Genomic DNA, 25,467 nt, shown 5'->3' with positions numbered 1-25,467 from the left:
GTCCCCTGCCGCCGGTCAAAAAAACGCTCAGGATTCAGAGGTTTTCTTTACCGTACGGGTACGGCGCTTCACGGGAGCGGCTTTTGTTTCCGCTGCCGAAGCTGTCTTTCTCACGGTCCGCATGCGGCTCTTCGCGCCGGCAGCCTTCGGCTCTCGCTCCTCGAACTCAAAGCCGACCTTGCCGCCCTTCTGCAGCGCGAGGTAAGCAGAGAATTTCCGGTGCGTCTTATTCGAGACAAAGCCCGTCAGGAGATCCGTCTTCCCGGTCTCGAGCAGCTTCTTGATCTGCTCGGGCGCCACCGTCTGCTGAAGGATCACCTTCCCGGTACGGAACGTGCACTTCTTTTCCGTATTCTGGGTGTTCTCACAGGCGTAGGCCATCGGGAGCTCAAACACACGACCGCCGCAGACCGGGCACTTGCCGATCGGGGTAAGCGACGAGAAATCCACCGGAGCGGTGTTTTCGTCGCTCTGGGTCGGATTGTCAAACACGAATTCCAGCTTGTAGTCAGGGGCCGCCGTGAGCTTCAGCACGGCAGAGAACGGCCGGCCCATTTTGCTCACGAAACCCTGCAGGGGGCCGATCTGCTTCTTCTCAAGCAGCTCCTCCACCTCCTCGGGCTCAAAGGTGCGGCCGCCCGGATGCTTGGTGATACTGAAGTCGCAGGACGGATTCGTGCAGGCATAGCGGCGGAAGTTTTCCACCACCTCACCGCCGCACTTCGGGCAGCGGTGCTTCAGATGAATCGGATTGCTGAGCGGCACGGATTCGCCTTCGTACTGCTTCGCCGCAGCCACGATCTTTTCCGTCATGTCGCGGATCCCGGCCATGAATTCCTCACGGGAGAGCGAGCCCTTCTCGATCTGAGCAAGACGGCTTTCCCATTCACCCGTCAGTTCCGGTTCCGACAGTTCCTCAATCTTGAGTCCCTTCAGAAGCGCGAGCAGCTCAATACCCTTCGCGGTCGGGCGCAGTTCGCGTCCTTCGCGGATCAGGTACTTCTGCAGAATCAGGCCTTCAATGATCGCCGCGCGGGTAGCCGGCGTGCCGATACCTTTATCCTGCATGGCAGAGCGAAGCGCATCATCCTCAACCATCTTGCCCGCGCCTTCCATGGCGGAGAGCAGCGTGGCTTCCGTGTAACGCGCAGGGGGCTGCGTCACCTTGTCGAGGATATCGATTTCGCCGGTCTTCACCGTTTCATTCGGAGTGACGGGCGGCAGCGTGTTGGCCGTGTCGCCCTGGCCGCCGTAAACCTCGCGCCAGCCGGCCTTCACCAGCACCTTGCCGCGGGTCCGGAACTGATCCTCACCCACCGTCGTCACGCGGGTCGTTTCATCCACTTCGGCGGACGGATAGAACACCGCCATAAAGCGCTTCGCGATCAGGTCATAGACCTTCGCCTCGACGTCCGAAAGCTTGCTCGGAAGGTGATCCGGCAGCGGCACCAGCGCGAAGTGGTCGCTGATCTTCTCGGTATTGAAAATACGGGGGTTCGGCTTCACCCAGCTGTTCTCGAGCGGCTTACGCGCGATGCCGCTGAACTGCGGCAGCTGGCTGAGCAGGTCAAGCGTCTTTTTGGCGTCATCGACGTAATCGGTCGGAAGGCATTTCGCGTCGGTTCTCGGGTAAGAGAGGACCTTATGCTTTTCGTAAAGGGACTGCGCGATGGCAAGCGTGGTCTTCGCGGTAAAACCGAAGCGGTTATTCGCTTCACGCTGCAGCGTGGTGAGATCAAAAAGCGGCGGCGCGGCGTGCTTCACGCGCTTCGACACTTCGGTCACCGTGCCCTCTTTTCCTTCGCAGCGGGCCTTGACGGCCTCAGCCTCAGCCTTATCCCAGATGCGGTCAGACTTCTTCTCGCCGGTCTCATCCTTCTTTGCCTGAGGATCAAACCAGACACCGGTGTAGCTGCCGGACCGGGAGCCGAATGTCGCCTCAACCTGCCAGTAATTCTTCGGCTTGAAAGCCCGGATCTCAGCCTCGCGGTTCACCACGACGGCGAGCGTCGGCGTCTGCACGCGGCCGACCGTCGTAAGGAAGAAACCGCCGTTCTTATTATTGAACGCGGTGAGCGCGCGGGTTCCGTTGATGCCGACCAGCCAGTCAGCCTCAGATCGGCTCTTGGCCGCCTGGGCGAGCGGCTGCATTTCCTCATCGCTTCTCAGATGCGCGAACGCTTCCCGGATCGAACCCGGAGTCATCGACTGAAGCCACAGTCTCTGGATCGGCTGCTTCGCGTGAGTTGCCTGCACGATGTAGCGGAAGATCAGCTCACCCTCGCGTCCCGCATCGCATGCATTGATAAGACCCGTTATGTCCTTACGCTTGATCAGCTTCGCGAGGAGCTTCAGGCGGGAAGCCGTCTTCGTGATCGGCTTCAGCTCGAACTCCGGCGGAATGAGGGGCAGATGGACAAACGTCCACTTGCCGCGCTTCACATCGTATTTCTCAGGAACAGCAAGCTCCAGCAGATGTCCTACGGCACTCGCCACAACGTACTGATCACCCTCGAAATAATCTCCAGCTTCGGTCTTGATCCGCTCCATGCCGCCGATCACTTTCTGCAGGTCGGTCGCGACGGAGGGTTTTTCAGCGATGATTAGTTTTTTGCCCATAAAGCGCTCAGTAATAAAAGGTCCTTGCTTTTTTCAGCATAACAGTTACAGACACAGCTAGGAGCGGAGATCATCCGAGAGCCTCGGGATCCGCTCCGACAGCCCACGGATCTCGCCAGCGATGTCCTGTACGCTTTCAACAAGCCTCGCCCCGCTGCAGATCAGCCGGTTGGGGCCCTTGGAAAGCGGCAGGTGAATGTTACCGGGAACCGCGAGAGTGTCCCTCCCGTAGGATCCCGCGGTCTTCGCGACCGGAATCGCCTTGGAGTGAGCCGAGGCTTCCATCAGCAGCACAGCGTCCGCCATTCCGGCGAGATACCGGTACCGGAGTTCGAGCCGCTCCGGGGTCAGGAATTCGCCGATCGGTGTCGCACTGAGAAGGAGTCCCTGCTTCGCCGTCTTCATCATGATGGGCTTAAGGGACGCCGGGTACACCCGGTTCAGAGGCGAGGCGCAGAGCACCACGGCGGCGCCTGCCGGATCCGAGAGCGCTCCCCGGAGACTTGCCGCCTCAACCCCCTCCATCATCGAGGAGAGAAGCGTGAGCCCCACCTTCTCCAGCGCTGCTCCGAACTCGTACGCGTCCCTCTCACCTTCGGCGGACGGGTGACGCGTCCCCAGAATGGCAAGCAGCCGTCTTCTGAGCAGCTTCCGGTCCCCGAGTCCATAAAGCACGAGAGGCGAGCATCCGGTTTCAAAAAGCCCGCGGGGAAAATCCTCATCCGCGATGGAGGTCACGAAGGATCCGGATGCCCGGCGAAGCCAGTCCTCCGTCTTCTCGATTACCTCAGCCTGTTCGTCCTCCGGCCCCGACGCGATACGGCGGGCGGAAAACTGGGGGCGGACACCGGAGCCCGGGTGAAAGAGATAGTCGGAATTCCGGCTTCCGGAATCTACGGGAGCACCGAAACCGGCGTTGTCCGGGGGGAAAACCCTCACCCGCGATGGAGGTCACGAAGGATCCGGATGCCCGGCGAAGCCAGCCCTCCGTCTTCTCGATTACCTCAGCCTGTTCGTCCTCCGGCCCCGACGCGATACGGCGGGCGAGCTCATCGGGCACCGCATGCCGAAGCTCACTCAGGCTGGAATCCAGAACCGCCCCGGGTGACCCGAAGTCCCCCAGCAGCCGAACGGCATCCTCAAGCCCCATTTCGGGCACCGTGGAAAAGGTGATCCAGGCGTGAATCTCTTCCTCTGTCATGACGCTCCCAGGCAATGTATCCCACGGGATTTCTCTCAGCCGCGCGGCGGCTTATGATGAAATACCGTTACGTTACAATTGCCACTTATCTTAAAGGTGCGATGCCATGTGGCATACACCATCCAGCATTATTTATCAGGAGGCCTGTCTTGGCCAAACTCCCCATTGTTATTTATCCGAATCCTGTTCTGGCCGTGAAGTGCGATCCCGTCACGGTGTTTGACGACAAGCTCGCACAGCTTGCGGCCGACATGGCGGAAACGATGTACGCCGCCCCGGGGGTTGGGCTTGCCGCACCGCAGGTGGGACATCCCATCCGCCTGATCACGATTGACGTTTCCGAAGAGAAAGACCAGCTGCTGACGCTTGTCAATCCGGTTATCACGTCAAAGTCTGAAGAAGAAGTTGAGTACGAGGAAGGGTGCCTGTCGCTGCCCGGCATCTGGGACAAAGTGGTCCGCCCGTCAGAGGTGACCGTGCGCGCCCAGGATCTGAAGGGCAACTTCTTCGAGCGTCACTGTGAAGGGCTTCTGGCGGTCTGTGTTCAGCATGAAATCGATCATCTCGACGGCATCGTCTTTATTGATCATCTGAGCCGTCTGAAGAAAGAGCGCGACCAGAAGAAGCTGCATAAGCTGAAGCTCGCCGCGAAGCGTAAGGCTGAAGAGGACGCCGCGCGATCCTGATCAGCATTCCCTGGACGGTGCCCGGGAAAAATTCTCGAGCATCAGGCGCCCGTACCTGGCGCCAAGCGCGGGGGGCAGATCATGCCCGAGCCGCGGAATCATCTCAAGGCGGGCCCCGGAAATGAGGTCCGCCGTTTCTTTGCCCGCGCGGGGCGGAAGGAGCTTATCGGAGAGACCGTGGAGGACGAGTGTCGGCACCCGGATTCCCGAGACCTGAGTGCGTATGTCACCGCTCTGAAGCAGCGCAAGAAGCTGCCGCCTGAATCCATCCGGATCTCCGGGGTTCCGGGCCATGAGCCGCACAAGACGCCGCTTCTCGGCATCGGTTCTCTCGTAACTGACGGATCCCATAGCCCGGATGAAGCGATCCAGCCGTTTCACGCCTTCCGACTCACTGGTCAGCCGAGACTGCGGCCTGATCGTGGCCCAGATCGCGGAAAACTTGCCGAGACCTGTCCGGGGATTGCCAGTCGCGGAAGACATCGATGTGAGACTCAGCACCGATTCCGGATACCGGGCCGCAAGCACCTGGGCAATCATGCCGCCCATGGATATACCAGCCGCATGGAAGGTTCGGATGCCAAGCCCTGAGGCAAGTCCCACCACGTCAGAAGCCATCTCTTCCAGCCCGTAGACAGACCGGCTGACGCGTGAGCGTTCTGCCGATGGAACCGAACACCCGTCCCATGGAGACACGGCCCGAACAGCGGGAAGACCGCCCGCAGTCGCGGTTATCCATCACCACGACTCCCGCGCCGCCTTTCACCAGCGTTTCAATCAGCGTATCGGGCCACATCCAGTGCTGCATCCCGAGCCCGGGAATCAGAAAAACCGTCCCTCCGTCCGAGAGTTTCCCGTACGCTTCATAGTAGAGAGTGACGCCATTGGTCGTTATTGCCGGCATTTTCTACAATAGAACCTAAGTTAACCATTCCATGAGCAGGTAAGCATCCTGGTCTGACATGAAAATTATTTTTGCTGGAACACCTGAATTTGCCGCAACAGCCCTTAAGGGACTGATTGAATCTGAACACGAGGTCTGTCTGGTTCTCACACAGCCGGACCGTGCATCGGGACGCGGCATGAAACTCACGCCGAGCGCCGTCAAAACCCTTGCTTTAGCTCATGATATTCCTGTTGCCACCCCGGTTACGCTCAGCCTGAAAAAAGGCGGCGAAGAGGCCCAGAAGGCACAGGATCTGATTGCTGCCCAGAAGGCTGATCTGCTGGTTGTCGCGGCCTATGGGCTCATCCTTCCGCAGTCGGTGCTCGATATGCCGGCAGGCATCGGTCCGGATCACGCCATCAAGGCGGTCAACCTGCACGCGAGCCTTCTCCCCCGCTGGAGAGGCGCGGCTCCGGTGACCCGCGCTATTGAGGCAGGTGACCCCCAGACCGGCGTCACGCTGATGAAGATGGAGGCCGGGCTCGATACGGGTCCGATGATCGACACGGTCTACACCGATATCGAGGACACTGACACCACCACAACGCTCACCGAGCGTCTCGCCTCTCTCGGCACCGAACTGCTGCTGAAAGATCTGCAGACGCCCGACGCGCTCACCTTCACGCCTCAGCCGGAGGATGGCGCCAATTACGCCGAAAAAGTGATGAAGTCCGAGGCCCACATTGACTGGGAATCGAGCTCGGGACTCATCTGCCGCCGCATCCGGGCGTTCAATCCCTTCCCGACATCCACTTCGGTCATTCATGACACGACTATCAAATTCTGGGAGGCCGAATCCGTGAAGCTTGAAACGGATGACGCCGCACCGGGGTCCATCGTGTCGATCGACGACGGCATCGTCATTGCCGCCGGCATCGGGGCGATCCGCGCCACAATGCTTCAGAAGCCGGGCAAGGGCCGCATGAACTGGCGACAGTTCCTGCAGAGTTTTCCTTTGAAAGTGGGGGAGACGTTTAAATGAGTTCTGCAAACTTAGCAACAGTTTTTCTGCATTCGCTCGACATCCAGCAGGCGATGATGGAGGGGCACAGCCTCGACCATGCGCTTGAGCGGGATCTGAAGAATGTGGAAGATCCCGTGCTGCGGGCTGCCATTCAGGCGGTCTCCTACGATACGGTCCGTCATCTGGCGGCCTCCTGGAAGGTGATCGAACACTTCGCGAACCGTCCTCCCGCGCAGCCCGTCACGGCGCTGCTCGAAACCGCGATTGCCCGCATGATCGAGCATCCGGATAAGGACTTCGTCACTGTGGATCAGGCGGTGAAAGCCGCCCGCGAGAATCCCTCGACCCGCCCGAGCGCAGGCTTCATCAACGCGATTCTCCGCCGCTTCGGCCGCGAACGCGACTCCCTGATGGAGTGGCTCGGCGAGCAGGAGTCTGTCCGGTTCAATATTCCGGACTGGTGGTACAGCCGCTACAAGAAGTCGATGGGGAAAGCCGCGAAGGACGTGCTTGAGCTTCAGCAGTCGAAGGCTCCCCTGACGCTCCACGTGAACGCCCGGAAGACGAACGCGGACGCCTATATCGCGGAACTGAAGAAGGCCGGAATCGAAGCCTATCGCTCCGGTATGTACGCCGTCACACTGAAGGAAGCGCTCCCGGTCCGCGAGATTCCGGGTTTCGCCGAAGGCGTGGTCTCGGTGCAGGATGCCGGCAGCCAGCTTGCAGTACAGACGCTTGACCCGAAGGACGGAGAGATTGTGCTCGACGCCTGCGCGGCACCTGGCGGCAAGTCGACCCACATGCTGGAACTCGCCGATATCGAACTCACGGCAGTGGAAATCAGCCCGTCCCGGACTGAAGCGATTCACGAGAACCTGAAACGCCTCGGACTCGAAGCGACGGTCCGGAACGCGGATGCTGCGGATATTCACTCCTGGTGGGACCGCAGGAAATTTGACGCAATTCTGCTTGACGCGCCCTGCACAGCGAGCGGCGTCGCGCGCCGTCACCCCGACATCCCCTGGCAGCATGTCGAGCACGATGTCTCCCGGATGTCGCGCACGCAGAAGCAGCTGCTCGAAACGCTCTGGCCTCTGGTGAAGAAGGATGGACGACTGCTCTACTGCGTCTGCTCGGTCTTCCCCGAAGAAGGCAAGCTGCAGATCGAAAGCTTCCTGCGCCGCCATCCCGAGGCTTACTGCCCCGTGCCGCCCCGTCTCCTCATGCCGCATGAGGATCTGTCGGGCGACTGGACCGAAGAACCTCTGGTACACGACGGCTACTTCATCGCGCTGATCAAGTACCGGAACAACTAAGCAGGCCACAATGGCAAACATCGCATCGGTTCTGCAGAGATTCCTTTTCATCCTCGCGGCCGCGCTTACCGCAGCCGCGTGGCCGACTGCGTCCGGCGCGGTTGAGGCAGGCATTTTCTACACCTCGGGGAATCTCACCAAGGAGGCCCCGGGAGAAACTCCCGGGCTCTACCTCAATGCCAACTTTGCCCTGCATTTGCCGACTCAGGCTGAGGAGTCCCTGAAACGCGGCGTGGCGCTTTACTTCGTCACCGAGTTCGAGCTCACGAAGAAGCGCTGGTACTGGACCGATAAGGAAGTGGCCTCCGCTTCTACAACGAAGAGGCTCACCTACAGCCTTCTCACACGCAAGTATCACCTGGGAGGAAACGGCCTCTCGCTCTCCTTCTCCTCGCTTCAGGATGCGCTGAGTACGCTCGCCGCCATCCGGCACTGGAACGTTGCGGGTCCGAGAACGATTTCCGGCAGCTTCCAGGACTACTCAGCCCGTCTCAGGTTCCGGCTTGACCGGGGCCGGCTGCCGCGTCCGCTCCAGCTCGGTGCCGCCGACTGGGATCTCACCTCTGACTGGGTCAGCATTCCGATTTCGCCGTCAGTGGTGTCGCCATGAAGACGGATACTTCCAGAGTTTCCAAGGCCTACCGCCAGATCTTCTTCGCCGTCCCGCTCACTGTCATCGCGCTGGTAGCGCTGCTCGTGATCGCGAGTACCAATTCGAGCCTGCTGGACCGGTACTTCCTCGTGCTCATGGTGCTGAACCTCGTGGCGGCCTCCGTGCTCGTCATTCTGACCGCCTGGCTCTGCATCCGGCTCTTCCTGCAATGGCGCCGCCATCAGTTCGGCTCCCAGATGACGCTCCGGCTGACGATCCAGATCACGCTGATCGCGGTTCTCCCCTGCCTGCTGCTCTACGCAGTGTCCTCGCGTTTCATCGGCCGCTCCATTGACTCCTGGTTCAATGTCCGGGTGGAACACGCGCTCGACTCGGGCGTCAACCTGTCACGCACCGCGCTCGCAAATCTCCGGAAACAGACCGCGGAACGCGTGCGGATTCTTGGCTACGCACTCGCCGATCAGCCTCAGTTTGAGTGGAAAATCGATCTCCCGCGCCTCCGCGAGCGCTACGGTCTCACGAACGTCATGATCGCGAACGGCAAGGGCGAAATTCTGACGACCGCACTGACCAGTCCGACACTGAAAATCCAGATGCCTGCAGCCGAATACCTGTCGGTCGCCCGGCTCCGCGGTTCCTACTCTTCGCTGCTCGAGGAGCAGTCCGAGGACTCTTCCGTTTCTGACCCGACAATCCACATTCTCGCGATCGCGCCGATCGCGATCCAGGACTCGGCTCTCGGTCTCAGCTGGGAGCCTGAGGATCCTGACGCACCGAAACGACGCGTTCAGAAACCGGGACTCACGCAGCTGAAGCCGAACTCCTACTATCTGATCGCGCAGGAACCGCTCCCGGCGGAGCTGGAGAAAAACATTTCCTCCGTCACAAATGGCTTCCGTGACTATCAGGAGCTTGTGCTGAGCCGCGACAGCCTCCGCTCGCTTTTCAAAGCGTCACTCACGGTCAGCATGCTGATGGCGGTCCTCGGGGCTTTCATCGCCGCGATCGCCTACGCCCAGATGATGGTGGATCCGCTGCGGCAGCTCGCCCGCGGCACGAGACGTGTTGCCGGCGGCAATCTGAGTCCGATTCACGAATTCTCAGGCAGCGATGAGATCAACATGCTCACGCAGTCCTTTAATGACATGATCGGGCAGCTCGCCGAAGCGCAGAAGAAAGTCCGGACGAGAACCGAACAGCTGGAGCAGACAAGCCAGTATCTGGAAAGCGTCCTTTCGAACCTTTCATCAGGCGTTGTTGTGATCGACCGTGACATGACTATCGTCACAGCGAATGAAGGCGCCGCCCGCATTCTGGGATCCGATATCGCGGCCAAAGACGCGTCGCTCAAAACCGTGGCGCCGCAGATCTGCTCGGTGATCGCAAACCTCCTCACCGAACCCTCGCATCCGTCTGAAGAGACCAAGGACTTTCACCGCGAGATTGAACTCGCGCGGATCGGCTCCCAGACTCCCATTACGCTTTTTGTCCGCGCCTCTCACCTGCATCTCTCGCAGCCTGTGCCGCTTGACGGACTGGTGCTTGTGATCGACGATATGACTCAGGTGATCTCGGGGCAGCGCGCCATGGCCTGGGGCGAAGTCGCGCGGCGCCTCGCGCACGAAATCAAGAACCCGCTCACCCCGATTCAGCTGGCTGCCGAGCGGCTCGAAATGAAGCTCTCCGGTAAACTGAATGAGGCGGATTCCAAGCTGCTGTCGAAGAGCATTTCGACAATCGTGACGCAGGTTTCCGCTATGAAGCAGATGGTGGATGACTTCCGCAACTACGCGAAACTGCCGCCCGCCGTACTGCTGCCGACAGACCTTAATGCGCTGCTGGATGATGTCGGAGATCTCTACCGGCAGGCAGGGAAACCGGTCACCGTCCAGGTCGATCCGTCGATTCCCCGGATCTATGCGGATGAGGCTCAGCTGCGGCAGGTGCTGCACAATCTGGTCAGCAATTCGCTCGACGCGATGTCCGGCCGGACAGACGGCAAAGTGGTGATCTCGACTGAAGCAATGAAGGACGGCGGCCGGACGACCGGAGTTCTTCTGCGGGTGGCCGACAATGGGACCGGGTTCTCGCCCACGATTCTTCACAAGTCCTTCGAACCGTACATCACGACGAAGGCGACCGGCACGGGTCTCGGCCTGCCGATGGTGAAGAAGATCGTGGATGAACACAAGGCGGATATCAAAATCGCCAATCGAACCGATCAGGAAGGCCGTGTCTGCGGTGCACTGGTCACTATCGCATTCAGGGTCAGTCAGGACAGCTGACGCACGGCTTTAAGGAGCAACAGATGGCAAAACTTCTGGTAGTGGACGACGAGGTCGGCATTCGGGAACTGCTCTCGGAGATCCTGGAGGATGAGGGACACGATGTGCTCACCGCTGAGGATGCCGGGCAGGCGAGGAAGCTGATTGAAGAGAATCCGCTTGACCTGATTCTGCTCGACATCTGGATGCCGGATACGGATGGCGTCACGCTGCTGCGCGAGCTTTCCTCCCAGCATCTGATCCACTGTCCGGTCATCATGATGTCCGGACACGCAACCATTGATACTGCCGTGGAGGCAACAAAGTTCGGCGCCTTTGATTTCCTCGAGAAACCGATCTCCATGCAGCGCCTGCTGACTTCTGTCGCGAATGCTCTCGCACAGGAACCTCCATCCGACACAGAGTCCCAGCAGCAGAACGCGGAGGAACACTCCGAGTCATCGGAAGCGAAGGCCGTGGTTTACGGCCACAATGGAAACGAGCTCGCCACGATCCCCTTTACGCTTGAACTCCGGGAAGCCCGTGACTCATTCGAAAAGCTCTATCTGCAGAGCGTACTGGAGGAAGAGAGTTACTCCATGTCGAAGGTAGCCGCCCGGACAGGGCTCGAACGGACTCATCTCTACCGCAAGCTGAAGCAGCTGGAGATCGCTCTCCCCGCGAAGGAAAAGACGGCCTAAGGCACGCCCCACATCACCATTTCGTTTTCCTCAACCGCGGCTTTCAGGAGCTGAAGCAGAGGATAGGCGCGGGCCCCGAGAGGAATATGGGATCGCTGCACGCGGTCTTCCTCTTCAAGTTTCTCCTCTTCATCAAAAAGCGACGCCGGATGCACTGCCTGCGTGCGGAAAGATTCCGCCACACGCTTCGCGCGGGCTTTCCGATCCTCCTCACGCTTCTTATCGTCAGCCTTTTCGCGGCTGATGGCATTCTCCAGAATGGCAATCCACTCCTTCGCTTCTTCAGGAGAAATGGCACCGCTTGCCGTACAGGGGCGCCCCAGCACCTTGAAAACCTGCTTCTGGGTGTCCGGCATGAAAAAGAAATCTCCACCCGCCTTGGAATGAAACCGAACTAATGCCATACACTAACCTCTAATTCAAAATACAAGACATCCAAAACTGCCGGAGCGCATCGATCTTATGAAAAAAAATACCGTACCTGCCCTGAGCGATGATGAGTTCGTCGAGCTGGAGGACCTGCTCGCAGGCCTGCCTGAGGACTGCGGGGCCATGTCATCCGATGAAGCGGACGGCTACCTCACAGGACTGCTTCTGAGCCCGGAAGAGATCTTACCCGAGCGCTGGATGCCCTGGATTGTCAGCGCGGAAGGAAAGGAGCCTCAGAATGCCGACGAGGACTCTCTTTACCGGCTCGAATCACTGCTCTTCAACCGCTACAAAGAGATTGACCATCGTCTCTCCACCCGGACTCCGATCGATCCGATCATCCTGATCGACGATGAGGAACCGGACGCGGGCGACAGCCTCGCGCCTTTCGCGGTCGGGTTCCTTCGCTCGATGGAACTCTTCCCGGCGCTCGGCGCCGTCCAGAACAAGGCGGTCGGCGGCGCGGTGCTCGGCATTCTGCGTCACCTCCCCCCTGAGCTTCAGGGCGATCTCGCGGAAACCATTCAGGGGCTCGACAGCGACTCCCCGCTAAGCACACCGGAAGAGTCTCTCGACGATCTCGTGGCGTGCGTCGCGGAAATCGCGGAAGTCACCCGCGGCTTCACGATCAAGGAGTAGGCGGTTTCGCGCTCTCCTCCGCGGAGAGCATGCCGCAGCGCTTCGCGAGCACCACGAGGATCGCGACCGGGATGCTGAGCGCCGCTGTGAACATGAAGAACCGGTTGTAGCCCATCCCCTCCACCATCAGACCGGAGAACCCAGCGATCGCCTTCGGAAGCAGCAGCATGATGGAGGAGAGAAGCGCGTACTGCGTGGCGGAGAATTCCTTGCTGGTGAGACCGGAAAGGAACGCCACGAACGCGGCGCTCGCAAGCCCTCCCGCCAGATTGTCAGCACTCACGGTCACGGTCAGGAAGGCGACACTGTGACCGATCAGCGCGAGCGCTGAGAAGAGGAGATTCGTCGCGGCAGACAGCACCACGCCAAGGAAGAGCGCGGTCATCACCCCCATCCGCAGGACGACAATACCGCCGATAAAGGTGCCTGCCAGCGTCATGATGATGCCGAACACTTTGATCACCACCGCGACCTCAGCCTTCGTGAACCCCATATCCGCGTAGAACGGGTTCGCCATGATTCCCATCACGACGTCTGACACCCGGTAGGTCGCGACAAGCGCGAGCAGCACAAAAGTCCAGACACCGAAACGGCGGTAGAAATCAAAAAGCGGCGCGAGGAAAAGTTCCTTCAGGAGTTCAGCCGGAGTCCGCCTCCGGCCCTTCGCGGCCGGGATTTCTTTCGGGGTCTGCGCAGGGCTTTCCGGTGACAGAAGCACTGTCACCATGCCGACAAGGACAGAGGCCGCCATCGCGAAATACGCCATCTCCCAGGCTCTCGCGCTGTAGCCCACGGCATCGACCCCAGCCACCGCCGCGGCCACTCCTAGCGCTCCCGCTCCCGCCCAGATCATGGCGATTCGGTAGCCGAACTGATAGGACGCCGCGAGCACACCCTGGCTTCTCGCGTCAGCGCTTTCAATTCGATAGGCATCGAGCGCGATATCCTGCGTGGCGGAAGCAAAGGCCGTGAAGAGCGCACCGGCGATGATCCCCGTGAGATTCTTCGCCGGGTCAATCACCGCCATCAGGCAGAGGCCGACAAGGAGGCAGCTCTGCGCGACGATGAGCCACGCCCGGCGCCGCCCGAGGTGCTTCGTGAGGAACGGAATGGGACAGCGGTCGACAAACGGCGCCCAGGCCCACTTCATCGCGTAGACGAGACCGATCCAGGACATGAAGCCGATGGTGGCGAGTCCGACTCCCGCCTCACGCAGTCTGAAGGAGAGCGTTCCGAGCACGAGAAGCAGCGGCAGCCCCGAACTGAATCCGAGAAAAAACATCCGGATGCTGGGACCCGTCAGATAGACCCGCAGATCTTCCGCGAGCTTCGCGAAACGCCCGCCCGTCATGCCTTCTTCCCCGTGATTTCAGCGCGGCTGCTGATCCATTTCCACTCGCCCGGCTTCAGATCCTCGGGAAGCGTGAGCGCCCCAAACTGGATACGGGTGAGTGTCTCAACGCGGTTCCCGGCTGCGGCCACCATCCGCTTCACCTGGTGATACTTGCCCTGCTCCAGCGTGAGCTCAATCTCTCGCTCACCCGTAATCCGGCAGTCAGAAGCGGCGACCGGCGTCCGCTCATCCTTCAGAAGCACGCCGCCGAGCAGCTGCTTCACAAGTGACTCTTCCGCCGGGTGCTTCAGCACCGCGCGGTAGATCTTCGCCACATGATGCTTCGGATGGATAAGGTAATGCTGGAAAGCGCCGTCGTCTGTCAGAATGAGGAGTCCGGTGGTGTCTTCATCCAGTCTTCCGACCGGCTGAATATTCCGGTTGCGGAGCGGCGCGGGGAGCAGCGTGAGAACGCTCGGATGGAAGGACGGCTTCATCGAGCATTCGTAGCCTTCCGGCTTATTCATCGCGATGATCGCCTTTTCAAAGAAGGGCCAGGTCTCGCCCTTCACAACGAAGCTCTTCCCCTCGGGCTCCACCTCCTCATACGGATCCTCAACCACGGCGCCGTTCCAGGAAACGTCGCCTGAAAGAATCAGATCGCGGCAGTCGCGCCGTGTGCCGAAACCCTGGGAAAAAAGCATCTGTTCAAAATTCATGGATATGTGTCCGTACGCTCGAGCGGTTGAAAAAACTGTTGGTTATATCGTAAAGCTTTTCAGGCCCGGTTCCCCCTGAATCTCCCCGAAAGGCCCGGCCCCGGCGCACTTAATTTGACGGTGCGGCGGTTTGTTAAGATAGGCGGGAAATTTTTTCTATCCGCGGAGAAGACCCTCCGCGATTCGCTCGGCAACTCCAAGATGACGACTCTCGAACACGACTTTATTGAATTTGCACTGAAGGCCCGCGTGCTTCGCTTTGGCGAATTTAAGACCAAGGCCGGCCGCCTTTCGCCCTACTTCTTCAACGCCGGACTCTTCAACACCGGCTCCCTCCTCGACCGCCTGGGTGCCTTCTACGCGAAAAAGATTCTGGAGAAGCGTGAATCCGGTGAGCTTCAGTTCGATATGCTTTTCGGACCGGCCTACAAGGGCATTCCTCTTGTTGCCTCTATCGCGATCAATCTTTCCCGCCTCGGTCTCGACCTGCCCTGGGCCTTCAACCGCAAGGAGAAGAAAGATCACGGCGAAGGCGGCACCATTATTGGTTCCCCGCTCACAGGCCGCGTGCTGATCGTGGATGACGTCATCTCGGCCGGCACATCTATCCGCGAGTCGATCGCGATCATCCGCGACAACGGCGCGATCCCCGCCGGTGTCGCTATCGCGCTTGACCGCATGGAGAAGGGCGGCAACGCTGAGGAGGTCACTGAGACCTCCGCTGTTCAGGATGTGGAAAAGACTTTCTCGATTCCTGTCGTGTCGATCGCGAACCTCACGAACCTGCTTGAATTCCTGAAGAGCGGTTCTGACGCGGCACAGGAATTCACCTCCCACACGGAAGCGGTCACTGCGTACCGCAACCGCTACGGCGCCTGATTCACTTTTCATCAGGCCATAAAAAAACGGGGCAATGCCCCGTTTTTTTTTCGGCTTCAGAAAACTGACACTCAGCCGAGCTTCTTATGCAGGAGCTCGTTCACAAGAGCCGGAGAAGCCTTGCCGCGGGCGGCCTTCATAACCTGACCCACGAGAGCGTTGAACGCCTTTTCCTTGCCGGAGCGGTACTGCTCCACCATGGCGGCATTCTTCGCGAGAACTTCGTCCACCATCGCTTCAATCGCGCCCGTATCGGAAATCTGCTTGAGACCGAGCTTACTGATCAGAGCGTCGACATCCGGCTGTTCGCCCTCCCAGATCGCGGTAAAGACTTTCTTCGCGCCCTTCAGATTGATCGTGCCGTCAGAGACACGGCCCATGATCGCGGCGAGCGTGTCGGGAGACACCGGAGCGTTCTCGATCGTAAGACCTTCCGTTTGATTGAGAGCGGCGCTCACTTCACCCATCACCCAGTTCGCGGCAGCCTTCTTATCCTTCACCTGGTGCGCGAGGGAGTCGTAGTACTGCGCGACGCCGCGGCTCGACGTGAGAATACCGGCATCGTATTCGGAAAGGCCGTCTTCCTTCTGGAGACGCTCGAACATCTGCTGAGGCAGCTCGGGGAGATTCGCCTTGAGACCGGCGATTTCCTCAGCTGACAGCACGCACGGCAGAAGATCCGGATCCGGGAAGTACCGGTAATCCATGGAGTCTTCCTTCGAACGCATCGGACGGGTTTCGTTCTTATCCGGGTCGTAGAGGCGGGTCTGCTGAACCACGGTGCCGCCGTCTTCGATCAGTTCAATCTGACGCTCGACTTCGTAGTCGATAGCCGCCTGCAGGAACCGGAAGCTGTTCAGATTCTTGATTTCGCAGCGGGTGCCGAGCTTCTCCTCGCCCTTCGGACGGACGGAGACGTTCGCGTCGCAGCGGAAGTTACCGTTCTGCATGTTGCCTTCCGTGATGCCGAGCCACACGACGAGCGCATGCAGCGCGCGGGCGTATGCCACTGCTTCATCAGAAGACCGCATGACCGGTTCCGTCACGATTTCGATCAGCGGCGTACCGGCGCGGTTCAGATCAACGCCGGTCTGCCCCGGACGGATGCCGTGATTGCTCTTGCCGGCGTCCTCTTCAAGATGAGCGCGCGTCAGATCCACCACCTTCACGTAGGGATCCTTCTTCTTCGGCGTGACGAGACACGAGATCTTGCCGCCGAGCACGATCGGCAGTTCGAACTGGCTGATCTGATAGCCCTTCGGCAGATCCGGGTAGAAATAATTCTTGCGGTCGAAAACCGAGCGCTCAGCCACCTTCGCGCCGATCGCGAGACCGAACTGAGCCGCGCGGATCACCGCCTCGCGGTTCAGAACCGGAAGGGCGCCAGGCAGCGCCATGTCGATCGCGCAGGCGTGCGAGTTCGGTTCACCGCCGAAGCCATTGTCAGCCGCGGAGAAAATCTTCGTATGGGTCGAGAGCTGAACGTGAGTCTCAAGACCAATGACCACTTCCCATTGCATGTTTGCTTACTCTCCATCCACTGTTAGTAACCCGCCGGAACCCGGAGGTGCCAGTCGGTTTCGCGCTGCCAGGCGTCCGCGAGCTGCAGCAGGCGGGCTTCCTGGAAGGGAGCCGCGGTGAGCTGCACACCGATCGGACGGCCGTTCGATGCGAAGCCGCAGGGAACGCTCATGCAGGGGAGACCCGCGAGAGAAGCCGGAACCGTGTAAAGGTCGCCGAGGTAGGCGGACACCGGATCGCTCTTCTCACCGAAGTTATAGGCGACGCCCGGGGCCACCGGGGAGATGATCGCGTCAACAGAAGCGAAAGCCGAGCGGAATTCGTCAGCGATCAGGCGGCGGACCTTCTGAGCCTTCAGGTAATAGGCGTCGTAGTAGCCATGCGACAGCACATAGGTGCCGATCATGATGCGGCGCTTCGGCTCAGCGCCGAGACCTTCATTGCGGCTGCGGCGGATGAGCTCATCCATCGTCTTGCAGTCCTTCGCGCGGTAGCCGTAGCGGATGCCGTCGTAGCGCGAGAGGTTGGAGCTCGCTTCAGCGCAGGCCACCACGTAGTAAACCGGCACGCCGAGACGCGCGGTCGGAAGATCCATATCCACAATCACGGCGCCGTGGTCGCGGTAGAACGCGATCACCTTGTCGATGCTCACGCGGACTTCCTCATTCAGACGGTCGGAGAACCAGGAGCGCGGCACACCGATGCGGAGACCGGCGAGATCCTTGCCGAGACCGCGGGTGAAGTCTTCCGCCGGAAGGTCGACACTCGTCGAATCCTTCGGGTCGTAACCCACCATCTTGGAGAGGACAGAAGCGATATCAGAGGCAGCCGGGGCCATGAGACCCGCGGTATCCAGGCTCGACGCGAAAGCGATCATGCCGAGACGCGAGGGACGGCCGTAAGTCGGCTTCAGACCCGTGACGCCCGTGAAGGCCGCCGGTTCGCGGATTGAACCGCCGGTATCGGTAGCCGTCGCGATCGGGGCGAGACGGGCCGCCACAGCGCTCGCGGAACCGCCGGACGAGCCGCCCGGCACCGCCTGAGGATCCCAGGGGTTGAAGCACTTGCCGTAGGCGGAGTTCTCGTTCGCCGAACCCATCGCGAACTCGTCGCAGTTCAGCTTGCCGAGGCACACCATGCCTTCAGACTTCAGCTTGGAAACCACGGTGGCGTCGAACGGGCTGCGATAGCCTTCGAGCATGCGGCTGGCCGCGGTGGAATTCCATTCCTGGGTCACAAAAATATCTTTATGAGCGATCGGGACACCGGTCAGCGGACCCGCTTCACCCTTCGCAATGCGGGCGTCGGCGGCCTCCGCCTGACGGAGCGTCTCCTCAGGACGGACGTCGAGGAAGGCGTTCAGATCCTTATGGGCTTCAATGCGGTCAAGATACTGCTGCGCAACTTCAACGGCAGAAATCTCTTTATTCTGAAGCTTTGCCGCCAGCTCGGCGACAGAGCAGTGCGTAACATCCATCATCTTGATCTCACGACTCCACGTACTGAGGAACAAGGAACATGCTGTCGCATGTTTCGGGGGCATTCACAAACGCTTTTTCACGAATATCCGTTTCCGTGACCACATCTTCGCGGAGCCGCTCAGCGCCGTCATGGGGATGCAGCATGGGCTCAACGCCATCCGTGTTCACGGCGCGGATTTCCTCAATCATTTTGAAAATGTCATTGAGTTCGCCCTGCATCTGCAGTATCTGGGATTCAGACAGATCGATATGCGCCAGATTGGCCACATGCAGGACATCATCCTTCGAAAGGGACATGATGAAATATTCTCGTTTTATACAGAAACACTCGGCCCGCTGTAACCGGGGGACGGTTACTGAAATGAACAATTTTTAGGAAAAAAATGTGTCGCGAACGGGCACCAGGCCATTGCTTAGTCTATCATTGATTAGTTGACGGTAGTCCCCTTCATCCGCTAAATAGAATCCCTCTCAAATCCCGTCACTGATCAAACAGTGCAGCGGATACAATAGGCTACCTTTTTTTGGCTCTCTAATGAGATTTCCAGTATGTTCGGCATGAGCCTTTTCCGCAATTATTTCTCCAATGACCTCGCCATCGACCTTGGCACCGCCAACACGCTCATTTATATGAGGGGCAAGGGCATTGTTCTCAATGAGCCTTCCGTTGTCGCAATCCGGCAGGAGGGCGGGCCCAACGGCAAAACCACGATTCACGCCGTTGGCCACTCGGCCAAGCAGATGCTCGGCCGCGTTCCGGGCAACATTCAGGCCATCCGTCCGATGAAGGACGGTGTGATCGCCAACTTCACCGTCACCGAGCAGATGCTGAAGCAGTTCATCCGCATGGTGAAGCCCAATAAGCTGTTCGCTCCCAATCCGCGCATCATTATCTGTGTTCCCTGCGGCTCCACGCAGGTTGAGCGCCGCGCGATCAAGGAGAGCGCTGAGGCCGCGGGCGCTTCCGAAGTCTTCCTGATTGAGGAACCGATGGCTGCCGCTATCGGTGCCGGTCTTCCGGTGTCGGAAGCGGCCGGTTCTCTCGTGATTGACATCGGCGGCGGCACGACTGAGGTCGGCGTGATCTCGCTCGGCGGCATGGTGTACTCGGGCAGCGTCCGCGTGGGCGGTGACAAGTTTGACCAGGCGATCGTTTCCTACGTCCGCCGCAATTTCGGCATGCTGATCGGCGAGCCGACGGCTGAGCTGATCAAGATGGAAATCGGCTCCGCCTTCCCGAGCTCCGAAGCGAAGGAGATCGAGGTGAAGGGCCGCAATCTTTCCGAAGGCGTTCCGCGCACCTTCACGATCCACAGCAACGAGGTCCTTGAAGCGCTGACCGAGCCGCTGAACCAGATCGTGGGCGCCGTGAAGACCGCTCTCGAAAAGACGCCCCCGGAACTCGGCGCCGATATCGCTGAACGCGGCATGATGCTCACGGGCGGCGGCGCGCTGCTGCGCGACCTCGATCAGCTGCTCCAGGAGCAGACGGGTCTTCCGGTTCACATCGCCGAAGAACCTCTCAACTGCGTCGTCAAGGGCTGCGGCATCGCTCTTGAAAACATCGACCGGCTCCACACCGCCTTTACGTACGGCTAGTAGTCATCCCTGTGAAGCCGGAATCTCCGGCTTCACACATCTGGGGATCCATTCCCCTTATCAGTTACATTTCCCATGGATAACGGCACGCCGGCCCTCTTCAGACAGGGCCTTCCCGCGGGAATGCGGCTGGCCATCTTTGCCAGCCTTTCCGTCGTTCTCATGCTGGTCGACGGAAAGATGCAGACCCTGGAAGCATTCAGAGAGAGCATCGCATCCTATGTGATCCGTCCCGCGGAAGCGGTGACGGAAGGGACTGTTGACGCCATCGCGTCCGGCGGTAAATTCTTCACGACGGTCAGTTCCCTCACGGAGGAGAACGAGCAGCTGAAGAAAAAGAACGCCCAGCTCAGTTTTGACCTTCTCGAATTCAATCGCCTGAAGGCCGAAAACGCTCAGCTTCAGTCAATGGCCGGTGTCCGCAGCTCGGTTCACATCAGTTCGCTTGTCGGCGTGATCCAGGGGGAAACCGCTGACGCCTTCACGCATCACCTGGATATCAATCTGGGAAGCAAGGATAAGCTCGAGCCCGGCATGCCGGTGTTTGATGAAAACGGTGTTCTCGGACAGATCTCCCGCGTCAGAGCCGACCAGTCCGAAATCACCCTCCTCTCTGACCCTGCGCTTCAGTTCCCGGTGCTGCTGCCCCGCTCCGGCATCCGCTGCGCGACGACCGCCACAGGCAACGACCATATCGTTGAGCTGCAGTATGTGCCGGCCGCGGCTGATATTGAGAAGGGCGACGCCGTGCAGACCTCCGGTCTCGACCGGGTCTTCCCGCCGCATATGCCGGTCGGCACTGTGGTCAGTGTCGAAAAGGTGCCGGGCGACGCGTTCGCGCATGTCACGGTCAGGCTGAGCGCTGTGCCGTCAGTCGGACGCTACGTGATGGTCGGTCTCGTGAAGGATCCCTACGCGGGTGACACGCCGAAACCCGACGCTCCGCAAAGCAGCGCGCCGAAGGAGGACGAACCGTGAGTCTTTGGAATACGCTCTTCCCGTCCCCCTCTCCGTCCACCATTGCCACGCAGCCCCGGGAATACATCCTGCAGCCCGCGAATCCGCTCTGGGTCGGTGCCACCATTCTGGTGAGCATCCTGCTCGACTTCGTGCTGCACCGCGCGGCCTGGGTGCCTGACTTTGTGGCGGTTACGCTTTTCTTCTGGACTCTGCGCCAGCCAAACTGGGTGGGCATGCTGATCGCGTTCCTCTGCGGCATCCTGATCGACGTCCAGCAGGGATCGCTGCTCGGGCAGCACGCGCTCGCCTATGTGATTCTTTCCTATATGGCAGTCCGGTCGCGCAAGCGTCTGTCCTGGTTCAGCCCGCTCGCGCAGGCGGTCCACATTCTGCCGCTCTTCCTCGCCACGCAGGCGATCGTCTTCCTCATCCGAAGCATGGCTGTAAGAGCCTGGCCGGGCTGGAGCTGGTTCCTCGGGAGCCTACTCGCGGCGCTCCTCTGGCCGCTATGGACCTGGATTCTTCTGATTCCCCAGCGGAAATCGAAGAATGACGATACGAGTCCGCTCTAAGCGGCGCGGCGGCACACTATGAGAATGAAGAAGCTTTTCAGGGAACGGAGGCATCGCCGCTCTTCCGGCACGTCTGAATTCGGCATGGCTGAATTCAGACGGCGGGGGATCTTTGCCGTCTTCTTTTTCGGTCTCTGCTTCCTGATACTCGTCGGACGCTTCATCTGGCTGCAGGTGATCTGCCACGATCAGTACACCACACAGGCGGAAAGCAACCGCACCGTGAGCATCCCGGTGCAGGCTTCCCGCGGCCTCATCATAGACCGGAACGGCATCATTCTGGCCCGGAATTACTGGTCGTACTCACTTGAAATCACACCGACTGAAACCGAAGAGAAACTGAATACGCTGATCGAGCGCCTCTCCAAGGTGATTCCGATTTCTCAGACCGATATCCGGCGCTTCAAGCGGCTGCTTTCCGAGTCGAAGCGTTTCGATCCGGTGCCGATCCGTCTTGACCTCACCGAGGACGAGATGGCGCGGTTCCTCGTGCAGAAGTGGCGCTTCCCGGGCGTTGAGCTCGCATCCCGTGAGTTCCGTCAGTACCCGTTCGGTCAGGTCGGAGCCCATCTCCTCGGCTATATGGGCCGTATTTCGGAGAGTGACGCGAAGCGGATCGAGAAGGACGGCCAGGAGGATCTGTACCGCGGCGCCTATAACATCGGCAAGGTCGGTATCGAGCGAACCTATGAGGACGCGCTCCGCGGTCAGCCCGGCTTCTCCGTGCTCGAAGTGACGGCCGGCGGCCGTCCGGTCCGCTATCTGGAATCGACCCCGTCGGTGCCGGGCAAGAACCTCACGCTGTCGATCGACCTCAATCTGCAGAGGGTGGTGGAAAAGGCGTTCGGCGCTGAAGCCGGCGCCATGATCGCGATCGATCCCTCGACCGGCGAAATTCTCGCCTTCGTGAGCAAGCCGACCTACGACCCGAATCTCTTCCTGAACGGCATTGACTACGACACCTGGAATCAGCTGAACACCTCGCCCCGGAAGCCTCTCCTCAACCGCGCGATGCGCGGCATCTACCCGATCGGCTCGACCTACAAGCCCTTCATGGCGCTTGCCGGTCTCCAGTACGGTGTCATCACGCCCTCCACGACAATCAATGACCAGGGCGTGTATGAGCTCGGCGGGCACAAGTTCCGCGATGCTGCCCGGGTTCATAAGGGCATTCTCGATCTGAAGCGCTCCATTACTGTGTCAAGCGACATCTATTACTACAAGCTCGCACATGACCTCGGAGCCGAACGAATCCATGACTTTATGGAGCCGTGGGGCTTCGGGCAGCTCACCGGCATCGATCTGCTTGGCGAGCAGCAGGGTATCCTGCCGAACGCCGCCTGGAAGGAGAAGCAGTTCAAGAAGCCATGGCTTGTCGGCGACACCATTTCGCTCGGCATCGGCCAGGGCTACAACGCCTTCACGCTCCTGCAGCTCGCGCACGCTGTGGCGACACTCGCGGATCGCGGCGTCGCTCTACAGCCACACCTCGTGAGATCGATCTATGCCCCGAAGACCCATAAGTCGACGGAAATGGAGTCGACCTATCGGAAAGAAATGCCGGTGTCGAAGAAGAACATTGAATTCATCATCGACGCCATGACGACCGTGACCCAGGTTGGCACCGCTGCCGGCGCCTTCCGCGGCGCCCCCTACATCGCGGCGGGCAAAACCGGCACCGCGCAGGTAGTGGGTATCGCGCAGGGCGCCCGCTATAACGCCGCCGCCCTCGCCAAGGCTCACCGCGACCATGGCCTCTTCATTTCCTTTGCGCCGGCCGCCAAGCCTCGCATCGCGCTTGCCATTCTGGTGGAGAACGGCGGCTTCGGTGCCACAGCGGCCGCGCCTATCGCGCGCGCCGCGCTCGACTACTGGCTCCTCGGCAAGAACAGCCTTGGTCTTCCCCCGCCCCAGTACCTGCGCGATCAGACACCGAAAACCGCCGCGGAGGCAAAACCATGACCGGAGATTTCCAGACCGTCCGCAGACTGTGGATATCTTTCCTTGAGCGGCTTTCAAGGATGAATTTCGGACTCGCGATCGTCGTCGCCATTCTGACGCTCACGGGCTTCATGACGCTTTTCTCCGCGGGCTACAGCTACCCGTGGCGAGTCGCGGACCAGGCCCGTAACATCCTGATCGCGTTCTTCGTGCTGATTCTTTTCGCGAACGTTCACCCGCGGTACCTGATGAAGCTCGCGGTGCCGCTGTACACATTCGGCGTGTTCCTGCTACTCGCGACCCTCGTGATCGGCACCACGATCAAAGGTGCTACCCGCTGGCTGAATATCGGCATCACGCAGATTCAGCCTTCGGAACTGATGAAGGTCGCGCTTCCGATGATGCTCGCCTGGTACTTCCACAGCCGCCAGGACCAGACCTCTCCCAAGGACTTCGCGATCGCTTTCGTGATCATCGGAATCCCGGTGGCGCTGATTATGAAGCAGCCTGACCTCGGCACCGCCATTCTGGTCGCCGCGGCCGGACTCTCGGTGGTCTTCTTCGCGGGGCTCCCCTGGAAGTGGATTCTCATCATGGTCGGGTCCGGACTCGCATCGCTGCCTCTCATCTGGAACTTCCTCCTCCATGACTATCAGCGGCAGCGCGTGCTGACACTGATTGATCCGACCTCCGACCCGCTCGGCAAGGGGTTCCATACCCTCCAGGCGCTGATCGCCATCGGTTCAGGCGGAGTTTTCGGCAAGGGCTGGATGGAAGGCACTCAGGCTCACCTCGACTTTATTCCTGAGCGTACGAGTGACTTCCTCTTCGCCGTTTTCTCGGAAGAGTTCGGCCTCGTCGGCAATCTCTTCCTTCTCGTGATGTATTTCACCCTCATCGTGCTCTCGATGAAGATCGCCATCAACGCGTCGAATACTTTCTCGAAGCTTCTCGCCGGCGCCATCACCGTCATCTTCTTCACGTACACTTTTGTGAACATGGGCATGGTGAGCGGCATTCTGCCGGTGGTCGGTGTGCCGCTGCCCTTCATGAGCTACGGCGGCACGGCGCTTATCACTCTCGCCACCTGCACCGGCATGCTGATGGCCATATCGGCGAACAAAAAATATAAGGACGACTAGTCATGTCTTTCGGAAGAATTTTTATTGCGACCGCGCTTGTGGCTTTGCTTGCAGCCTGCTCTACCACCCACGCCCCGCAGTCTTCTTCCGGAAGCAGCCAGACGTCCCGCGGACCTGAGATTCTTCCTCCGTCCGCTCCCGGCACAGCCCCGGCCATTACCGAGCAGGGTTCTGTCCCCCGGGTCGAAAAACCGGCCCGCGGCGCCAACCGTCCTTACACCGTGCTCGGCCGTCACTATGTCCCGATCACCGGTGACAAACCGATGCGTGAACGCGGCATCGCCTCCTGGTACGGCAAGCAGTTCCACGGCAAGAAAACGTCAAACGGCGAAGTCTTCGATATGTACTCCGTCTCCGCGGCCCATAAGACCATGGAGCTTCCGAGCTACGCCCGCGTCACCAATCTGGAAAACGGCCGCTCGATGATCATCCGCATCAATGACCGGGGCCCGTTCTACGGGGACCGCATCATCGACCTCTCCTACGAGGCGGCGAAGCGCCTGGGGTATGCTGTGAAAGGCACGGCCCGGGTCGAAGTGGAACGGATCACAATGGCTGAAATCGCGGCCGGCACCTGGAACCGCTCGAATATCGCGTCAAGCACGGTCCCGGTGACGCAGGAAACCGCCGGAACCGAACGCGATCAGAGGATCACCCGGGACCGCCCGAGCATGCTCTGGTCTGTGCAGGTCGGAGCCTTCTCGAGTCCTGACAATGCCCGCGCCTGGTCCGCCCATACTGAAGCGATACTGTCCGCCGCAAGCGGCGGCCGGACTGCCACTACCCGCATCGTTCAGTCTTCTGATTCGCTCTACCGGGTTCTCGTCGGCGCCAACCTGACGCACGAGCGCGCCACGGCTGAGGCTCACCGTATCGCCGGCATCATCGGCGGTCCGGCCTTCGCGACCCAGCGCTAATCCTGTCATTCAAGGAGCTGATGGC

25 protein-coding genes are annotated in these 25,467 nt (G+C 60.0%); 15 read left to right on the top strand and 10 right to left on the bottom strand.

What is annotated here, in order from left to right; all coding sequences use genetic code 11:
- Window positions 1–27: 27 nt before the first annotated feature.
- A complete protein-coding gene (locus tag BN1936_RS02505; protein ID WP_049686566.1) occupies window positions 28–2,619 on the bottom strand; it encodes a DNA topoisomerase III in 2,592 nt (863 codons plus the stop codon).
- Window positions 2,620–2,676: 57 nt separating this feature from the next.
- On the bottom strand, window positions 2,677–3,558 hold the full coding sequence (locus BN1936_RS02500) for a DNA-processing protein DprA (RefSeq protein WP_049686565.1): 882 nt from the start codon (window positions 3,556–3,558) through the stop codon (window positions 2,677–2,679).
- Window positions 3,559–3,563: 5 nt separating this feature from the next.
- On the opposite strand from BN1936_RS02500, the gene BN1936_RS11445 reads away from it, so the two are divergent.
- Together BN1936_RS11445 and def are read left to right on the top strand one after the other, a co-directional pair.
- Complete coding sequence (locus BN1936_RS11445; RefSeq protein WP_148521171.1) at window positions 3,564–3,803, top strand: hypothetical protein; 240 nt, start codon at window positions 3,564–3,566, stop codon at window positions 3,801–3,803.
- A gap of 166 nt (window positions 3,804–3,969) precedes the next feature.
- Window positions 3,970–4,506: a peptide deformylase gene (def, locus tag BN1936_RS02495; RefSeq protein ID WP_022444577.1), complete on the top strand. Its 537-nt coding sequence runs from the start codon at window positions 3,970–3,972 to the stop codon at window positions 4,504–4,506.
- Here the strand turns inward: def and BN1936_RS02490 are convergent, their stop codons facing one another.
- Both BN1936_RS02490 and BN1936_RS02485 read right to left on the bottom strand, forming a co-directional pair.
- Entirely contained in the window at window positions 4,507–5,124 is a 618-nt protein-coding gene (locus BN1936_RS02490; RefSeq protein ID WP_022444578.1) for an alpha/beta hydrolase, read from the bottom strand. It abuts the gene before it with no gap.
- Complete coding sequence (locus BN1936_RS02485; RefSeq protein WP_022444579.1) at window positions 5,114–5,410, bottom strand: alpha/beta fold hydrolase; 297 nt, start codon at window positions 5,408–5,410, stop codon at window positions 5,114–5,116. Before BN1936_RS02485 ends, BN1936_RS02490 begins: the two co-directional genes overlap by 11 nt.
- Before the next feature lie 58 nt (window positions 5,411–5,468).
- On the opposite strand from BN1936_RS02485, the gene fmt reads away from it, so the two are divergent.
- The 5 genes from fmt to BN1936_RS02460 are packed head-to-tail and all read left to right on the top strand — an operon-like array spanning window position 5,469 to window position 11,310.
- Window positions 5,469–6,434, top strand: a complete 966-nt coding sequence (fmt, locus tag BN1936_RS02480; RefSeq protein WP_022444580.1) for a methionyl-tRNA formyltransferase — start codon at window positions 5,469–5,471, stop codon at window positions 6,432–6,434.
- Window positions 6,431–7,732 (top strand): 16S rRNA (cytosine(967)-C(5))-methyltransferase RsmB, encoded by a 1,302-nt coding sequence (rsmB, locus tag BN1936_RS02475; protein WP_022444581.1) that lies wholly within the window; start codon window positions 6,431–6,433, stop codon window positions 7,730–7,732. The genes fmt and rsmB overlap by 4 nt, the downstream gene beginning before the upstream one ends.
- Before the next feature lie 10 nt (window positions 7,733–7,742).
- Window positions 7,743–8,342 (top strand): DUF4390 domain-containing protein, encoded by a 600-nt coding sequence (locus BN1936_RS02470; RefSeq protein ID WP_022444582.1) that lies wholly within the window; start codon window positions 7,743–7,745, stop codon window positions 8,340–8,342.
- Window positions 8,339–10,630 (top strand): HAMP domain-containing histidine kinase, encoded by a 2,292-nt coding sequence (locus tag BN1936_RS02465; protein ID WP_049686564.1) that lies wholly within the window; start codon window positions 8,339–8,341, stop codon window positions 10,628–10,630. Before BN1936_RS02470 ends, BN1936_RS02465 begins: the two co-directional genes overlap by 4 nt.
- Window positions 10,631–10,653: 23 nt before the next feature.
- Window positions 10,654–11,310 (top strand): response regulator, encoded by a 657-nt coding sequence (locus tag BN1936_RS02460; RefSeq protein ID WP_022444584.1) that lies wholly within the window; start codon window positions 10,654–10,656, stop codon window positions 11,308–11,310.
- Here BN1936_RS02460 and BN1936_RS02455 read toward each other — a convergent pair.
- Complete coding sequence (locus tag BN1936_RS02455) at window positions 11,307–11,714, bottom strand: DUF1840 family protein (RefSeq protein ID WP_022444585.1); 408 nt, start codon at window positions 11,712–11,714, stop codon at window positions 11,307–11,309. The two genes, BN1936_RS02460 and BN1936_RS02455, sit on opposite strands and share 4 nt — an antisense overlap.
- A 58-nt stretch (window positions 11,715–11,772) precedes the next feature.
- On the opposite strand from BN1936_RS02455, the gene BN1936_RS02450 reads away from it, so the two are divergent.
- The gene (locus BN1936_RS02450) at window positions 11,773–12,378 is read left to right on the top strand and encodes a YecA/YgfB family protein (protein ID WP_022444586.1); all 606 of its coding nucleotides are present in this window, start codon (window positions 11,773–11,775) and stop codon (window positions 12,376–12,378) included.
- Here the strand turns inward: BN1936_RS02450 and BN1936_RS02445 are convergent.
- Together BN1936_RS02445 and BN1936_RS02440 are read right to left on the bottom strand one after the other, a co-directional pair.
- Complete coding sequence (locus BN1936_RS02445; protein ID WP_022444587.1) at window positions 12,368–13,729, bottom strand: AmpG family muropeptide MFS transporter; 1,362 nt, start codon at window positions 13,727–13,729, stop codon at window positions 12,368–12,370. The two genes, BN1936_RS02450 and BN1936_RS02445, sit on opposite strands and share 11 nt — an antisense overlap.
- Complete coding sequence (locus tag BN1936_RS02440; RefSeq protein WP_022444588.1) at window positions 13,726–14,430, bottom strand: pseudouridine synthase; 705 nt, start codon at window positions 14,428–14,430, stop codon at window positions 13,726–13,728. Before BN1936_RS02440 ends, BN1936_RS02445 begins: the two co-directional genes overlap by 4 nt.
- Window positions 14,431–14,631: 201 nt before the next feature.
- Between BN1936_RS02440 and pyrE the strand changes: the two genes are divergently transcribed.
- On the top strand, window positions 14,632–15,309 hold the full coding sequence (gene pyrE, locus BN1936_RS02435) for an orotate phosphoribosyltransferase (protein WP_049686670.1): 678 nt from the start codon (window positions 14,632–14,634) through the stop codon (window positions 15,307–15,309).
- A gap of 71 nt (window positions 15,310–15,380) precedes the next feature.
- Here pyrE and gatB read toward each other — a convergent pair whose 3' ends face one another.
- The 3 genes from gatB to gatC are packed head-to-tail and all read right to left on the bottom strand — an operon-like array spanning window position 15,381 to window position 18,608.
- Window positions 15,381–16,829: an Asp-tRNA(Asn)/Glu-tRNA(Gln) amidotransferase subunit GatB gene (gene gatB, locus BN1936_RS02430; protein ID WP_022444590.1), complete on the bottom strand. Its 1,449-nt coding sequence runs from the start codon at window positions 16,827–16,829 to the stop codon at window positions 15,381–15,383.
- 23 nt (window positions 16,830–16,852) lie between these two features.
- Window positions 16,853–18,310 carry an Asp-tRNA(Asn)/Glu-tRNA(Gln) amidotransferase subunit GatA gene (gene gatA / locus BN1936_RS02425; RefSeq protein WP_049686562.1) on the bottom strand — a complete coding sequence of 486 codons (1,458 nt, stop codon included), beginning with the start codon at window positions 18,308–18,310 and terminating at the stop codon, window positions 16,853–16,855.
- Window positions 18,311–18,317: 7 nt separating this feature from the next.
- Complete coding sequence (gatC, locus tag BN1936_RS02420; protein ID WP_022443071.1) at window positions 18,318–18,608, bottom strand: Asp-tRNA(Asn)/Glu-tRNA(Gln) amidotransferase subunit GatC; 291 nt, start codon at window positions 18,606–18,608, stop codon at window positions 18,318–18,320.
- Window positions 18,609–18,860: 252 nt separating this feature from the next.
- Here gatC and BN1936_RS02415 point away from each other — a divergent pair, with 252 nt between their 5' ends.
- The 6 genes from BN1936_RS02415 (at window position 18,861) to BN1936_RS02390 (ending at window position 25,442) form a co-directional block, all read left to right on the top strand.
- Entirely contained in the window at window positions 18,861–19,910 is a 1,050-nt protein-coding gene (locus BN1936_RS02415; protein WP_022443070.1) for a rod shape-determining protein, read from the top strand.
- A gap of 75 nt (window positions 19,911–19,985) precedes the next feature.
- Window positions 19,986–20,888 carry a rod shape-determining protein MreC gene (gene mreC / locus BN1936_RS02410; RefSeq protein WP_022443069.1) on the top strand — a complete coding sequence of 301 codons (903 nt, stop codon included), beginning with the start codon at window positions 19,986–19,988 and terminating at the stop codon, window positions 20,886–20,888.
- Window positions 20,885–21,442: a rod shape-determining protein MreD gene (gene mreD, locus BN1936_RS02405; protein WP_049686561.1), complete on the top strand. Its 558-nt coding sequence runs from the start codon at window positions 20,885–20,887 to the stop codon at window positions 21,440–21,442. The genes mreC and mreD overlap by 4 nt, the downstream gene beginning before the upstream one ends.
- An 18-nt stretch (window positions 21,443–21,460) precedes the next feature.
- Window positions 21,461–23,404, top strand: coding sequence for a penicillin-binding protein 2 (mrdA, locus tag BN1936_RS02400; RefSeq protein ID WP_232422053.1), 1,944 nt, complete (start codon window positions 21,461–21,463; stop codon window positions 23,402–23,404).
- 59 nt (window positions 23,405–23,463) lie between these two features.
- Complete coding sequence (gene rodA / locus BN1936_RS02395; protein ID WP_049686668.1) at window positions 23,464–24,525, top strand: rod shape-determining protein RodA; 1,062 nt, start codon at window positions 23,464–23,466, stop codon at window positions 24,523–24,525.
- Between the two features lie 2 nt (window positions 24,526–24,527).
- Window positions 24,528–25,442 (top strand): septal ring lytic transglycosylase RlpA family protein, encoded by a 915-nt coding sequence (locus BN1936_RS02390; RefSeq protein WP_053101782.1) that lies wholly within the window; start codon window positions 24,528–24,530, stop codon window positions 25,440–25,442.
- Window positions 25,443–25,467: the final 25 nt, after the last annotated feature.

This window comes from Dakarella massiliensis (assembly GCF_001182045.1).
Taxonomy (GTDB): domain Bacteria; phylum Pseudomonadota; class Gammaproteobacteria; order Burkholderiales; family Burkholderiaceae_F; genus Mesosutterella; species Mesosutterella massiliensis.
This window is presented reverse-complemented; position numbering and strand designations above follow the sequence as displayed.